The organism is Cellulomonas soli (assembly GCF_013409305.1).
In the GTDB taxonomy this organism is placed as follows: Bacteria; Actinomycetota; Actinomycetes; order Actinomycetales; family Cellulomonadaceae; genus Cellulomonas; species Cellulomonas soli.
In genome coordinates this window covers 3,712,828-3,726,007 of the sequence record NZ_JACBZJ010000001.1, presented here as the reverse complement: position 1 = coordinate 3,726,007, position 13,180 = coordinate 3,712,828, and the positions used below count along the sequence as shown (strand labels likewise).

The 13,180-nt window shown below is 74.5% G+C and carries 15 protein-coding genes and 1 riboswitch; of the genes, 1 reads left to right on the top strand and 14 read right to left on the bottom strand.

The window, feature by feature from the left end:
• Window positions 1-17: 17 nt before the first annotated feature.
• The 4 genes from tatA to BKA22_RS16965 form a co-directional block, all read right to left on the bottom strand.
• Window positions 18-332 (bottom strand): Sec-independent protein translocase subunit TatA, encoded by a 315-nt coding sequence (gene tatA / locus BKA22_RS16980; RefSeq protein ID WP_146951905.1) that lies wholly within the window; start codon window positions 330-332, stop codon window positions 18-20.
• A gap of 93 nt (window positions 333-425) precedes the next feature.
• Window positions 426-755 carry a hypothetical protein gene (locus BKA22_RS16975; protein ID WP_146951904.1) on the bottom strand — a complete coding sequence of 110 codons (330 nt, stop codon included), beginning with the start codon at window positions 753-755 and terminating at the stop codon, window positions 426-428.
• A gap of 9 nt (window positions 756-764) precedes the next feature.
• The gene (locus tag BKA22_RS16970) at window positions 765-1,799 is read right to left on the bottom strand and encodes a helix-turn-helix transcriptional regulator (RefSeq protein WP_146951903.1); all 1,035 of its coding nucleotides are present in this window, start codon (window positions 1,797-1,799) and stop codon (window positions 765-767) included.
• The gene (locus BKA22_RS16965; RefSeq protein ID WP_146951902.1) at window positions 1,792-2,874 is read right to left on the bottom strand and encodes a helix-turn-helix transcriptional regulator; all 1,083 of its coding nucleotides are present in this window, start codon (window positions 2,872-2,874) and stop codon (window positions 1,792-1,794) included. Before BKA22_RS16965 ends, BKA22_RS16970 begins: the two co-directional genes overlap by 8 nt.
• 33 nt (window positions 2,875-2,907) lie before the next feature.
• Here BKA22_RS16965 and BKA22_RS16960 point away from each other — a divergent pair, with 33 nt between their 5' ends.
• A complete protein-coding gene (locus BKA22_RS16960) occupies window positions 2,908-4,074 on the top strand; it encodes a DUF3866 family protein (protein WP_146951901.1) in 1,167 nt (388 codons plus the stop codon).
• 22 nt (window positions 4,075-4,096) lie between these two features.
• On the opposite strand, the gene BKA22_RS16955 is transcribed toward BKA22_RS16960, so the two are convergent.
• The 10 genes from BKA22_RS16955 to fmt all read right to left on the bottom strand — a co-directional run bounded on the left by BKA22_RS16955 (window position 4,097) and on the right by fmt (window position 13,174).
• Window positions 4,097-4,582, bottom strand: a complete 486-nt coding sequence (locus BKA22_RS16955) for a PH domain-containing protein (protein WP_146951900.1) — start codon at window positions 4,580-4,582, stop codon at window positions 4,097-4,099.
• Between the two features lie 71 nt (window positions 4,583-4,653).
• Complete coding sequence (hisG, locus tag BKA22_RS16950) at window positions 4,654-5,502, bottom strand: ATP phosphoribosyltransferase (RefSeq protein WP_146951899.1); 849 nt, start codon at window positions 5,500-5,502, stop codon at window positions 4,654-4,656.
• 69 nt (window positions 5,503-5,571) lie between these two features.
• Window positions 5,572-5,835 carry a phosphoribosyl-ATP diphosphatase gene (locus tag BKA22_RS16945; RefSeq protein WP_146951898.1) on the bottom strand — a complete coding sequence of 88 codons (264 nt, stop codon included), beginning with the start codon at window positions 5,833-5,835 and terminating at the stop codon, window positions 5,572-5,574.
• Window positions 5,832-6,326: a 6,7-dimethyl-8-ribityllumazine synthase gene (ribH, locus tag BKA22_RS16940; RefSeq protein WP_146951897.1), complete on the bottom strand. Its 495-nt coding sequence runs from the start codon at window positions 6,324-6,326 to the stop codon at window positions 5,832-5,834. Before ribH ends, BKA22_RS16945 begins: the two co-directional genes overlap by 4 nt.
• Window positions 6,323-7,765, bottom strand: coding sequence for a GTP cyclohydrolase II (ribA, locus tag BKA22_RS16935; RefSeq protein WP_146951896.1), 1,443 nt, complete (start codon window positions 7,763-7,765; stop codon window positions 6,323-6,325). The genes ribH and ribA overlap by 4 nt, the downstream gene beginning before the upstream one ends.
• On the bottom strand, window positions 7,762-8,385 hold the full coding sequence (locus tag BKA22_RS16930; RefSeq protein ID WP_146951895.1) for a riboflavin synthase: 624 nt from the start codon (window positions 8,383-8,385) through the stop codon (window positions 7,762-7,764). The genes ribA and BKA22_RS16930 overlap by 4 nt, the downstream gene beginning before the upstream one ends.
• A complete protein-coding gene (ribD, locus tag BKA22_RS16925) occupies window positions 8,385-9,560 on the bottom strand; it encodes a bifunctional diaminohydroxyphosphoribosylaminopyrimidine deaminase/5-amino-6-(5-phosphoribosylamino)uracil reductase RibD (protein WP_146951894.1) in 1,176 nt (391 codons plus the stop codon). Before ribD ends, BKA22_RS16930 begins: the two co-directional genes overlap by 1 nt.
• A gap of 86 nt (window positions 9,561-9,646) precedes the next feature.
• A riboswitch (FMN riboswitch) is annotated at window positions 9,647-9,779 on the bottom strand.
• Window positions 9,780-9,899: 120 nt separating this feature from the next.
• Window positions 9,900-10,562: a ribulose-phosphate 3-epimerase gene (gene rpe / locus BKA22_RS16920; protein WP_146951893.1), complete on the bottom strand. Its 663-nt coding sequence runs from the start codon at window positions 10,560-10,562 to the stop codon at window positions 9,900-9,902.
• A gap of 60 nt (window positions 10,563-10,622) precedes the next feature.
• A complete protein-coding gene (locus tag BKA22_RS16915) occupies window positions 10,623-12,227 on the bottom strand; it encodes an RsmB/NOP family class I SAM-dependent RNA methyltransferase (RefSeq protein ID WP_146951892.1) in 1,605 nt (534 codons plus the stop codon).
• Window positions 12,224-13,174, bottom strand: coding sequence for a methionyl-tRNA formyltransferase (gene fmt, locus BKA22_RS16910; RefSeq protein ID WP_146951891.1), 951 nt, complete (start codon window positions 13,172-13,174; stop codon window positions 12,224-12,226). Before fmt ends, BKA22_RS16915 begins: the two co-directional genes overlap by 4 nt.
• Window positions 13,175-13,180 lie beyond the last annotated feature (6 nt).

The window sequence follows — 13,180 nt, the reverse complement described above, 5'->3', positions numbered from 1 at the left end:
GTGCTGGTCACGGGGGCTCAGGCCCGGGGCGCCGTGCCGCTCCCGGCGTCGGACGCGTCGTCCGGGCCGGTCGTCCCCGGTTGCGCGGGGGTCGGCGGGGCGGCCGGGGCCTCAGCCGCCGGTGCCGCGGGCGCGGGCGCCGCGGGTGCGGCAGGCGTCACGGGGACCGTCGGCGCAGGCTTGTCGTCGGCTGTCAGGTCCTTGACCTCGGCCTTGAAGATCTTCAGCGACTGACCCAGGCTCTTGGCCAGGTCAGGGAGCCGGTTCGCCCCGAACAGCAGGATGATGACGATCAGCAGGACGATGATGTGCCACGGCTTCAGAGCGTTCATGTGGGGCAGTTCTCCCTCGCGCCTATCGGGACGACTGATAGTAGCCGCGGCACGTGACGCTCCTGGACATCAGGGCGCTCCTTCGCACGCCGATCAGCGCCAGACCGCGCGCCAACGCTCCCGTGTCGCCTCGTCGCGTTCCCACCGTGCGTCCTTGCGCGCCTCGCGGGCCTCACGCAGGTGTGCGAGGCGGGCCTGGAGCTCGGCCTTGTCGGCGAACAGCGTCGGCACGATCGGCTCTGCTTGCGCATCGCTGACCCGGCGCAGCTCCTCGGCCTTGTCGGCCAGCTCTGCCAGCACCCGCGAGGCACGCCCGAGCTCGTCCATCAGTGCGCGCGCCGACCGCCACAGGCTGCGCAGCAGGAACCACGCGCCGACGAGGGTGCCCACGACGAGCACCGCCCACACGCTGAACCAGAGCACCGCGCCACCCTAGCCGGGCTGCCCGGGCACCTGCGCGTCGGGCACCAGGTCAGCGCCGAGGTCGCCTGGCTGAGTGCCCGGGCCCGCCAACGGGCCGTAGGCCGCCAGCGCCGCCCGGGCGGACCGGGCGACCTCCGCCGCGACACGGGCGGGATGCGCCTCCACGACGTCCTCGGCGACCTGCAGCACCAGGTGCCGCAGCCAAGCCGGCTGGGTCACCCGCAGGTCGACCTCGAACGAGCCGTCGCCGTGGTTGCGGACGGCCTCCACCGGGGTCGACTCGGCGACCCAGCGACCGCGGCTGCGCAGGTGCAGCGTCACGAGCTCGCCTCGCGGGTCCGGACGGAACTCCTCGGCGCCCCTCTCCACGAGGTGCTCCTGCACGGGCTCGTCGAGCACGTGCGCCTCGACCACCCGGTCGACCCGGAACATGCGCTCGCCCCCGGCGCGCAGGCACCAGGCCAGCAGGTACGAACGCTCGTCCCCGGTGACCAGCCGCAGCGGGTCCACGTCCCTCTCGGTCGTCACGTCGGAGGCGTCGACGTACCGGATGCGCAGGCGTCGCCGGCGTTGCAGGGCTGCACCGAGCGCCGCCACGACCTGCGGGGCGCCGTCGAGGGCCAGCTGGACGTCGACCGCCGCCGCGGCGTCCCCGGTCGCGGCGGTGAGCTTGTCCAGCACGCTCGCGAGGACCGCGGCGCGTTCGGGGTCGAGCCCGGGGGCGAGCGCCGACTGCATCGCCCGCAGTGCCGCGACCAGGGCGACGGCCTCGCGCGTCCCCAGCCGCAGGGGCCGGGTCAGCCCACGCGACTCGGTCAGTCGCACGACCCCCTGCTCGTACGAGTCGGCGTCGAAGTCGATGAGGTCGTACGGGAAGTACCCCGGGGTGCCCGTCACCCAGAGGGTGTCGATGTCGCTCATCACCTGCTCGGCGCTCACACCGAACTGCTCCGCGACGACCTCGATCGGCACCCCGCTGCGCCCGTCCAGGTACGCGACCATGCCGAGCAGCCGCAGCAGCCTCTCGCTCGCCCGCTCAGCCACGACCGACCACCTGCCCCGCTCCCGTCGGTCCCGACCCCGTCGGTCCTGATCCCGCCGGTCCCGATCGGGCGTCCCGGTCGAACGTCGACGCGACCCGCAGCAGGCGCAGGACCGTCTCACGCAGGGCCGGCGGGTCCAGCACCACGACCGCGTCGCCGTAACCGACGAGCTCCTCGGCCAGCTCCCACGTCGACCGGTACGGCACGTGCAGCACGTCCCGGTGCGCCAGCAGCCCGCCGAGCGCGGGATCCTGCCCCGGGTCGGGCGAGCCGTCGGGCGCAGCGACGGAGCGTGCGCGCGTGGCACCCGCCCGCTCGGGCAGAACGGCGAGGGTGGCCACCCGTTCCTCGCCCGAGGCCCAGGAGGCCAGCACGGCCTCGAGCGCCTCCCGAGTCGGCGGCACCACCTGTCCGGGCTCGCCCACGACCCGCACCTTGCCCTCGATACGGCTCAGCCGGAACGAGCGGCTCGCGGCGCGGTCCCGGTCGAAGCCGACGAGCACCCAGCCGCCACGGCGGGTCAGCAGCTGCCACGGCTCGACGGTGCGGTCGCGGACCTGGCCGGTACTCGCGGCGCGATAGGTGAACCGCACGGCCTGACGGGCCTGCACGGCGTCCACCAGCGGGGACAACGCGCCTCCCGCAGCGCGCACGCGCGGGGCGAGTCCCGCCACCAGGTCGGTCGACTCGGGCCCCTCTCCCGCGGCGCGCAGCTTGGTCAGTGCGCGCGAGGTGTCCGTGCGCAGGGCCTGGTCCTGCCAGAACTGGGCGGCCAACGCGAGCACACCGAGCTCGGCGGGAGTCAGCTCGAGCGGCGGCAGGGCGTAGGCGTCCTGGTCGATCCGGTAGCCGATGTCGTCGCCGTGCGCACCTGTCACCGTGAGGATCGGCACGCCCAGGTCACGCAGCGTGTCCTTGTCGCGCTCGAACATCCTCTCGAACGCGTCGTCGCTCGGCGCGTCCCCGTACCCGGAGACGCTCGCGCGCACCTGCTCCTTCGTCATCCGGCCCGCGGTGTTGACCAGGGCGATCACGAGGTTCAGCAGGCGCTCGGCGGGGGGGATCTGGGCGGCCATCGGCTCCACCGTAGCGGCCGGTACCGTGTCCGGGTGATCACGTGGCGTGCAGGTGTCGTGGTGTCGCTCGGAGCCACCTGGCCGGGCGCCGCCGAGCTGACGGTCGAGCTCGAGCCCGTCCCTGGCACGGGTACCGGGCCCACCGAGACCGCACCGGTGCTGCCTGGGACCGTGCGTGCCCTGGCGTACCCCGAGCTGGTCGGGGAGATCGGTGTCGGCGCCCGGGTGCTGCTCAACGTCTCGGCCCAGGCCCGAGGGCTCGGAACCGGCGGGTACGCGCTCGTCGTGGCGCGCACCGACGCGCTGCCGGCCGACCCGCCGGCAGGGCCGGGGCATCTCGTCAAGGCCCGCTACACGCCGCTGCAGGCCATGGTCCTGGGCGTCGACGACCAGGAGTCCACGCACCACGAGGTGCTGCGCGACGCCGACGACCTGGCCGGGATGCCCGTCGTCGTGGCCGACCTGCACTCGGCGCTCCCCGCGATCGTCGCGGGCGCCCGCTTCGCCGCCGCGCGTGCCGGACGCCCGGTCCCCCGCGTCGCCTACGTCATGACCGACGGCGGGGCGCTGCCCGCCTGGTTCTCCCGCACCGTCGCCGGGCTGCGCTCGTCCGGATGGGTCGAGGCGTGCATCACCACCGGCCAGTCGTTCGGCGGCGACCTCGAGGCGGTCACCGTGCACACCGGTCTGCTCACCGCCCGGCACGTCGTCGGCGCCGACCTGGTCGTCGTCGCCCAGGGACCCGGGAACCTCGGCACGGGTACCCGCTGGGGGTTCTCGGGAGTGGCGGCCGGGGAGGCGGTCAACGCCTCCGCCACGCTCGGTGGGCGGGCGGTCGCCTCGCTGCGCGTCTCCGGCGCCGACCTGCGCGAACGGCACCTCGGCGTCTCCCACCACTCCCTGACCGCGTACGGGCGCGTCGCGCTGGCCTCCGCCGACGTCCCGGTCCCGCGGTTCGACCCCGACCCGCACGGCGGGCTCGACGCCCTCGGGCGCCGGGTCGACGACCAGGTCGCCGCGCTCGCAGCACCGCACGGTAGGCACAGGCTCGTGGACGTGCCCGCCGACGCGGACCTGCTCAGCGCGCTCGCCGGGACGCCGGTGCGGCTCTCGACCATGGGCCGGGGCCTCGAGCAGGACCCGGCGGCGTTCCTCGCGGCAGCGGTCGCCGGGGTGCACGCCGTCGCACTGCTGGACTGATCGCTCGAACGGTCGGGGCGGCTCAGTCGTCCTGGGTGGTCGCGGTGTGCAGCGCCACGAGCGTCGCCAGCCTGCGCGCCTCCCGCTCCGCACGGGCACCGTCCGAGCGCTGCACCCCCATGACGGCCAGCGTGTCGCCGTCGTCGAGGTCGAGCTGCACCCACGGGCGCCCCTGACCGAAGCGCACCGAGACGATCTGGGCCCAGCTCAGCCGTCGTGTCACCACGAGGTTCCGCACGGTCAGCCCGTCGGCGTCGGGTCGGGCGACGACGCTCGCCTGCCGCCAGCAGAACCAGGCGAACGCGGCGCCCGCCACGGCGAACGCCGCACGGTCCGAGGCCGTTATGTCCGGGATCACGGCGGGGAGGACGACGACGAGCACCGCGGTCAGCACGAGCAGGACGACGACCAGCGTGAGGGTCACGGCCCGGGCGAGCCGCGGCCGGAACGGCGCGTGCAGATCACGTCGGTCGTCGGTGCCACCGGCGGGCGGGGTCACGTCCGTCATCCGAGCCTCCTCGGGCCGTCCGCCGGGCCTGCGGTCAGAGCGTGGCTCGCGGTCGGATCGTGGCCTGCCGGTCAGAGACGGCAGGCGTGGATCGAGGTCACGAGGATCGCGCGCGCACCCACCTCGTACAACGCGTCCATCACCCGGTTCGTGTCCGCGCGGCGCACCATCGCCCGCACGGCCGCCCAGTCGCGGTTGTGCAGGGGCGACACCGTGGGCGACTCCAGACCGGGCGTGATGGCCACGGCCGCCTCGACCTGCGCGAGCGGCACGTCGTAGTCCATGAGCACGTACTCGCGCGCGGTCAGCACGCCCTGCAGCCGCCGCGTGAGCACGTCGAGCCCGGCGGGCTCCTCGCCGTCGGAGCGGCGCACCAGCACCGCCTCGGACCGCAGCAGGGGCTCGCCGAAGATCTCCAGCCCGGCGGCCCGCAGCGTCGTTCCGGTCTCGACGACATCGGCGATGACATCTGCGACACCCAGACGGATCGCGGTCTCCACCGCGCCGTCGAGCCGCACCACACCCGACGGAGCGACGCCCTGGCCCCGCAGGTAGGACCCGACGAGCACCGGGTACGACGTGGCGACCCGGCGCCCGTCGATCTGCTGGACGTCGTCCATCGACCCGGCGACCGCGGCGAACCGGAACGTCGAGCGCGCGAAGCCCAGGGGCAGGTGCTCGGTGGCCGAGGACTCCGAGTCGAGCAGCAGGTCACGGCCCGTGATGCCGACGTCGACGGTCCCCTGGCCCACGTACACCGCGATGTCGCGGGGGCGCAGGAAGAAGAACTCCACGTCGTTGTCGGGGTCGGGCAGCACGAGCTCACGGCTGTCGCGGCGCTGCCGGTAACCGGCCTCACGCAGCATGTCGGCGGCGGGCTCGGACAACGAGCCCTTGTTCGGGACGGCGATCCTCAGCACGGTGTCCTCATCGGTGTCGTTCGGGAGAGCGGGACGGGTCGGTGGGTGGACCTGGGCGCGAGCGACCCGTCACAGATGCTTGTAGACGTCCTCGAGCGTGAGGCCGCGTGCGAGGACCAGCACCTGCAGGTGGTAGAGCAGCTGCGAGATCTCCTCGGCGGTGCGCTCGTCGGACTCGTGCTCGGCGGCCATCCACACCTCGGCGGCCTCCTCGACGATCTTCTTGCCGATCCCGTGCACGCCCGAGTCCAGCTCGGCGACGGTGCCGGAGCCCGCGGGGCGGGTCACGGCCTTCTCGGACAGCTCGGCGAACAGCTGGTCGAAGGTCTTCACGAGCGGAGCCTAGACGGCCTGGCGGGCAGCGTGCGCAGCGCGACCACGGTGGCGACCGCAGCCTGGGCAGCCTCGGCGCCCTTGTCCTCGTGCGAGCCGGGGAGCCCGGCGCGGTCCAGCGCCTGGGCCTCGTCGTCGCACGTGAGCACGCCGAAGCCGACCGGCACGCCGCTGCGCACCGAGACGTCGGTCAGCCCGTGGGTGGCTGCCTCGCACACGTACTCGAAGTGCGGCGTCCCGCCGCGGATGACGACGCCGAGCGCGACGACCGCATCCGCACCCGCCTCGGTCGCCGCACGGGCAGCCACCGGCAGCTCGAACGTGCCGGGCACGCGCAGGACCGTCACGTCCTCGACGTGCGCCTCGGCCAGCGCGCGGCGGGCGCCCGCGAGCAGCCCGTCCATCACGACGGTGTGCCAGCTCGCCGCGACGACGACGACCTTGAGGCCGCTCCCGTCGGTCGTGAGGGAAGGTGCTCCTGCGCCGCTCATGCCCTGGTCTCCTGCTCGTGGTGGGTGTCGGTGGTCACGTCCAGCGGACCGAGGTCCGGGTCGAACGCGTGGTCCGTGGTGTCGGTGCCCGGTGAGGGCGCGGCCGCCAGCACGGGGTCGACGTGGATCGAGGGTCCGTCGTCGCCGAGGTGCAGCACGTGGCCCATCTGGGTGGCCTTCGTCCGCAGGTACGCCTCGTTGTGCGGGGTACGCCCGACCTCGAGCCCGCGCACGTGGTCGACCTCGATGCCGTGCGACTGCAGGCCGACGACCTTGGCCGGGTTGTTCGTGAGCAGCGTGACGGCGCTGACGCCGAGGTCGGCCAGGATCGCCGCGGCGGCCCCGTACTCGCGCCGGTCGGCGGGCCAGCCCAGGTCGAGGTTCGCCTCGACGGTGTCGCGCCCGGTGTCCTGCAACGCGTACGCGGCGACCTTCGCGAGCAGGCCGATGCCACGACCCTCGTGCCCCCGCAGGTAGACCACGGCACCACCCTCGGCGGCCGCCAGCTCGAGCGCCGCGTCCAGCTGCGGGCCGCAGTCGCAACGGGCCGAGCCGAACGCGTCGCCGGTGAGGCACTCGGAGTGCACCCGCACGACCGGCCGCTCGGCGAGACCGGCCGTCGAGACGAGGGCCACGTGCTCGGCCCCCGTGCGCAGGTCGCGATACCCGTGGATGCGGAAGTCGCCGTGCCGGGTCGGCAGGTAGGCGGTGTGCGTCGCGTGCACCCGGGGACGACCCGGCGCGCCCGGCGCACCGGTCCCCTCGGTGGGCGCCACGTCGTCGTGCGCTGTCCGCCAGGCCACGATGTCCGCGATGGTCAGCAGCACGAGCCCCTCGGCCTGCGCGAGCGCCGAGGCGTCGTCGAGGCGGGTCATCGTGCCGTCGTCGTTGACCAGCTCGGCGATCGCGGCGACGGGTTCGAGCCCGGCCAGCCGGCACAGGTCGACGGCCGCCTCGGTGTGCCCCGGGCGGTGCAGCACCCCACCGGGCACCGCCCGCAGCGGCAGCACGTGACCGGGACGGATGAGGTCCTCGCGGCCCGAGGCCGGGTCGGCCAGCACGTGCAGCGTGCGCGTGCGGTCGGCCGCCGAGATGCCCGTCGAGACACCGGTCGCGGCGTCGACCGTGACCGTGTACGCCGTCCGCCGCGGGTCCTCGCTCTGCGGGACCATGAGCGGCAGGTCGAGCGCGTCGGCCCTGCCCGCGGGCATCGGCGCGCACAGGTAGCCCGAGGAGTGCCGGATCGTCCACGCCACCCACTGCGGCGTGGCGGACTGGGCGGCCAGGATGACGTCGGCCTCGTTCTCCCGCTCCGGGGAGTCGGCCACGAGCACCGGACGCCCGGCACGCAGGGCGTCGAGCGCCTCCTCGACCGTGCCCAGCCGGATCTGCCGGGCCTGCCCGTTCACCACGGCCTCGTTCACCACAACCTCGTTCATCGCAGCACCCCCGCCGCCGTCAGCAGCCGTTCGGTGTACTTGGCGAGCGCGTCGACCTCGAGGTTGACCCGCGAACCCGGCTGCAGCGTGCCCAACGTCGTGGCCGCCAGCGTGGTCGGGATCAACGAGACGCCGAACGCGTCGTCGGACACGTGGGTCACGGTCAGCGAGACGCCCGACACGGCGATCGACCCCTTCTCGGCGACGTACCTCGCCAGCTCGGCAGGAACCTCGACCTCGACCTCGTCCCAGCGCGGACCAGGGGTGCGGGCACGGATCAGCCCGACGCCGTCCACGTGCCCCTGCACGACGTGCCCGCCGTACCGACCACCCACGGCCAGGGCACGCTCCAGGTTCACCGGGCTGCCCACGGCCAGGTCCCCCAGCGCGGTGCGGCGCAGCGTCTCCGGCATGACGTCCGCCACGAACGTGCCGTCGCCCGGCAGCTCGGTCACCGTCAGGCACACCCCCGACACCGCGATCGAGTCGCCAGGACGCGCGTCCTGCACGACCAACGGACCGCGCACGCGCACGCGGGCGTCGGTGACCGCACCTCCCGCGTCTCGCGCCGGCTCCAGCTCCTCGATCGTGCCGATCTCCTCGACGATCCCGGTGAACATCAACGCTCCTCGTCCGCGTGCACAGGTGTGCTGGTGGGTCTGCTGGTGGGCTTGCTGGTGAGGCTGGTGACGGGTTGCGCGAGCGGGGTCGCCACGACGAGCACGTCAGGACCGAGCGGGATGACCTCCTGCGGGACCAGCCGCAGGGCGTCGGCGATCGTCCCGACGCCGAGGTCACCGACCGCCGAACGGCCAGCACCCAGGAGCACCGGTGCGACGTAGGCGTGCACCTCGTCCACGACACCCGCCCGCAGGAAGGCCGCCGCGAGCGTCGGCCCACCCTCGACGAGCACGTGCCGGACCTCCCTGGCGTGCAGCACCGCAAGGACCGCGACCGGGTCGTGCGTGCGCACCTCGACGAGCTCGCCGCCGGGCCCCCGCAGCCGCGCACCCGCGGGCACCTCGCGCAGGCCCACGACCACACGCAGCGGCTGGTGGTGGTGCAGCTCGCCGGCCACGTTCCGTGCCGTCAGCGACGGGTCGTCGACCAGCGCCGTCGCGGTCCCCACCACGATCGCGTCGACCTCGGAGCGCAGCTCGTGCGCGTGCTGCCGAGCGACCTCGGACGTGATCCACCGGCTCGTCCCGTCGGCGGCGGCCACCCGGCCGTCCAACGACGCGGCGAGCTTCAGCGTGACGAACGGCCGGGCCCGGCGCACCGCCGTCAGCCACGGCCCGAGCACCCGCTCCCCCTGCTCGGCCAGGACCTCGGACACGACGTCCACCCCCGAGGCACGCAACCGCTCGGCACCCCCGGACGCCTGCGGGTTCGGGTCGTCGACCGACACCACCACGCGACGGACCTGCGCGGCGAGCAGAGCCTCGCTGCACGGCCCGGTCCGACCCGTGTGGTTGCACGGCTCGAGGGTGACGACCGCCGTCGCACCGCGCACGTCCTCGTCGCGCTCGCGGGCGTCGACCAGAGCGGCGACCTCGGCGTGCGGCGTCCCGGCCCCGCGATGCCAGCCCTCGCCGAGCACACGGCCGTCCGGGCCCAGCAGCACGCAGCCGACGCGCGGGTTGGGGCCGTGCGCAGGCCCGAGGCGGGCGAGGACGAACGCACGCTCCAGCGCGCCCAGCTCATCAGGGGTGACGTCGGGGGGTCCCAGAAACGTCTCGGGCGACGCGTTCGCCCCGGACGCGGGCAACGCCGCCTGGTCCGCCGTCGTGCTCATCGCCACCTCCCGTGCCGTCAGGGCTCCGGGGGTACGACCGCAGGGCAGAGCCCTGCAGCCACGTCGGCGCACAGGTGCACCGACGCCACGTACGCCTCCCATCCGGACTTTCACCGTCGGTCCTGGAGTTCCACCAGGTCAACCGCCCGGCCCTTGCGGACCGTGCGGGTCGCGGACTGTCACCGCCGGCTCGGAATTGCACCGACCCCGGAGCACGTGTTCTTGCTGCGTCAACGATCATGCCACACGGCCCATTCCCGGACCTGTGAGGCTTCCCTCCAGGTCACGTCGCCACCCGTCGGCCACGGGCGCGGGCGGCAGGCGCTGGCGTCAGACGGGTCAGCGCCCGGCGTCGTCCGCCAGCGCACGCAGCGCGGCGATCTCGGCCGGGACGTCCGGCGCACCGTAGACCGCCGATCCGGCCACGAACACGTTCGCCCCCGCCTCCGCGATCCGGCGGATGGTCGGGCGCGCCACTCCCCCGTCGACCTGGATCCACGTGCCCGTCCCGGCCGCGTCGATCGCCGCACGGGCCCGGCGGATCTTCGGCAGGGTGCCCTCGATGAACGACTGGCCGCCGAAGCCCGGCTCGACCGTCATCACCAGGATCATGTCGATCTCCTCGAGCAGGTCCAGGTACGGCTCCACCGGGGACGCCGGCTTGAGCGCGACCCCGACGCGCACGCCCAGGCGGCGCAGCTCGCGAGCGAGTCGCACCGGGGCCTTCGCCGCCTCGGTGTGGAACGTCACCGACGCCGCGCCCGCCTCGGCGTACACCGGGGCCCACCGGTCGGCGTCCTCGATCATCAGGTGCACGTCGACCGGCACCGGGGACACCTCGGCGATGCGGCGCACGACCGGCAGGCCGAGCGTGAGGTTCGGCACGAAGTGGTTGTCCATCACGTCGACGTGCGCGTAGTCGGCCGTCGCGATCGCCGCCAGGTCACGCTCGAGGTTCGCGAAGTCCGCCGACAGGATGCTCGGGTTGATCAGCGCAGGCACCCGGTCAGCCTAGCCACGTCGACGCCCGACCCGTGGCGTCCCGGCCGACCGGCCGCGGGCTCACGCGAGCCGGCGCAGCAAGCTCAGGTGCATGGCGTCCGTCCCGTGCACGTGCGGCCACAGCTGCACGTCGTGCCGCCCGTCACCCGCAAGCCCTTCGATCCCCGGCGCGATCGTGCGCAGCACGCCCGCCGCGTCGACCGTCTCGACCACGAGACCCTGCTTGGTGGCCGCGCGGACCGCGTCCGTGACCACCAGCCGCGTCTCCGCCAGGTGCGGGGAGCACGTCACGTACGCGACGACACCACCCGGACGCGCCGCGCGCAGAGCCGAGGTGAGCAGCTCGCGCTGCAGCACCCCCAGACCCGCCAGGTCGGCCGGGGTGCGACGCCACCGCGACTCCGGACGCCGCCGCAACGCACCCAGGCCCGTGCACGGCGCGTCGACCATCACCCGGTCGTAGCCGGCCGGCTCGTCCTCACCGATCGTGCGGCCGTCGCCCGTCCGGACCTCCTCCACGGCGCCGGACGGCACGGCCCGCAACGCCTGCTCGACCAGCCGCGCACGGTGCGGCTGCACCTCGTTCGCGACCAGCCGTGCACCACGGCCCGCAGCCGACGACGCCAGCAGGCTCGCCTTGCCTCCCGGGCCCGCGCACAGGTCGAGCCACCGCTCGTCGAGCCCGTCCAGCGGTGCGGCAGCCAGGGCGAGAGCGACGAGCTGGCTGCCCTCGTCCTGCACCCCGGCCCGGCCCTCACGGACCGCCGTCACCCCGGCCGGGTCGCCGCCGTCCAAGACCACCGCCGTCGGTGCGAGAAGCCCCACGGACGCCCCCTCGCCCGATCCGAGCAGCTCGTCGGTGGTGCACAGCCCCGGCCGGGCCACCAACGTCACCCGCGGCGCCACGTCGTCCGCCCGCAGCAGGTCGCCGATCTCGTCGGCCGACCTGCCGTGCGCCACCAACGCCTCCCGCAACGCGCGCACGACCCACAGCGGGTGGCTCTCCACGACCGACAGACGCGCCAACGGCTCGTCGCCGGACGGGTCCACGGCGTCACCGATCAGCCCCAGCCACGTCGGCAGGTCCGCACGCGAGACCGCCCGCAGGACCGCGTTGACGAACTGGGCGCTGCCCGCACCCGTCCGCGCCCGGGCCAGCCCGACCGTCTCCGACACCGCCGCGTGCGGCGGCACACGCATCCCCAGCAGCTGGTGCGCACCGAGCCTTAGCAGGTCCAGCACCGGCGGGTCGATCTTCGCGGTCTCGCGAGCGGCAGCCTGCTCGATGACCGCGTCGTAGCGTCCGCGCAGCCGCAACGTGCCGTAGGTCAGCTCCGTGGCGAAACCCGCGTCCCGGCCACGGATGCCGCGCTCACGCAGGAGGGGCGGTAGTACGAGGTTCGCGTACGCGTCCGACCCGTCGACCGCCCGGAGCACGTCGAACGCCACCGCACGCGCCGGGTCGGAGTCCCGACGACGCTGCGCCGGCGCCGACGACGACCGCTGCCCACGACCCTCCGCCCGCGCGGCACCGCGCTCGCGGCCGCGAGCATCTCGGCGTCCCGAGTCCTGATGACCCGAGTCCCGCCGACCCTCACTCCGCCCGCCTGTGCCCTGCCCGCCCTTGCCCTGCCCGCCCTTGCCCTGCCCACCGTCCGCGCTCATGCCGAGACCTCGCCGTTCGCACCGAGCACCGTGGCGTCGTCGAGCCGTGCCCCTCGGACCCAGTCCGCGGCCGCCATCGCCCGCTTCCCCGCCGGTGTCACCTCGCCGAGCCGCACCGCCCCGCCGGCGGTGCCGACGAGCACCTCGCTCTTGCCCGCGCGCACCTGACCGGGCGCAAGACCGTCCACGCCCGGGACGGGCACCACGGGACCGAGCCCCAGCCGTGAACCGTCGGGCAGCGTGGTCCACGCTCCGGGCGCCGGGGTGCAGCCCCGGATCCGCCGGTCGACCGCATGGCTGGGGTGACCCCACCGGACCCGCGCGTCGTCGACCTCGATCTTGGGCGCGTGGCTGACGCCGTCGAGCCCCTGCGGCGTCGGGACGAGGATGCCGTCCTCGAGCGCGTCGAGCGTGCGCACCAGCAGCCCGGCACCCACCTGCGCGAGCCTGCCCAGCAGATCGCCCGAGGTGTCGCGCGGGCGCACCGTCTCGGTGAGCGTGCCGAGCACCGCGCCCGTGTCCAGACCCTCGTCGAGCCGAAAGGTCGTCGCGCCTGTGACCTGGTCCCCCGCGATGAGCGCGTGCTGCACGGGTGCGGCGCCGCGCCAGGCGGGCAGCACCGAGAAGTGCAGGTTGACCCAGCCGTGCGCGGGCAGGTCGAGCAGCTCCGGCGGAACCAGGTTCCCGTAGGCGACGACGGGCGCGGCGTCGATGTCGAGCCGCTCGAGCGCCTCCCGGACGCCCTCGTCACGCAACCGCCGGGGCTCCAGGACATCGAGGCCCGCCTCGAGCGCGAGCTGCTTGACCGGGCTCGCCGACAGCGTCCGCCCTCGACCGGAGCGGGCGTCGGGCCGGGTCAGCACGGCCACGACCTCGTGACGGGAGCCGAGGAGCGCCTCGAGCGACGGCACCGCGGCCGCAGGGGTTCCGGCGAAGAGCAGTCGCATGCCCCG

Bases quoted from the DNA above. Each gene is read 5' to 3' on its own strand.
- fmt (WP_146951891.1), bottom strand. From the start codon at position 13,174: ATGCGACTGCTCTTCGCCGGAACCCCTGCGGCCGCGGTGCCGTCGCTC.
- ribD (WP_146951894.1), bottom strand. From the start codon at position 9,560: ATGAGCACGACGGCGGACCAGGCGGCGTTGCCCGCGTCCGGGGCGAAC.
- ribH (WP_146951897.1), bottom strand. From the start codon at position 6,326: ATGAGCGGCGCAGGAGCACCTTCCCTCACGACCGACGGGAGCGGCCTC.
- BKA22_RS16955 (WP_146951900.1), bottom strand. From the start codon at position 4,582: ATGACGGACGTGACCCCGCCCGCCGGTGGCACCGACGACCGACGTGAT.
- BKA22_RS16930 (WP_146951895.1), bottom strand. From the start codon at position 8,385: ATGTTCACCGGGATCGTCGAGGAGATCGGCACGATCGAGGAGCTGGAG.
- tatA (WP_146951905.1), bottom strand. From the start codon at position 332: ATGAACGCTCTGAAGCCGTGGCACATCATCGTCCTGCTGATCGTCATC.
- ribA (WP_146951896.1), bottom strand. From the start codon at position 7,765: ATGAACGAGGTTGTGGTGAACGAGGCCGTGGTGAACGGGCAGGCCCGG.
- BKA22_RS16965 (WP_146951902.1), bottom strand. From the start codon at position 2,874: ATGGCCGCCCAGATCCCCCCCGCCGAGCGCCTGCTGAACCTCGTGATC.
- BKA22_RS16915 (WP_146951892.1), bottom strand. From the start codon at position 12,227: ATGAGCGCGGACGGTGGGCAGGGCAAGGGCGGGCAGGGCAAGGGCGGG.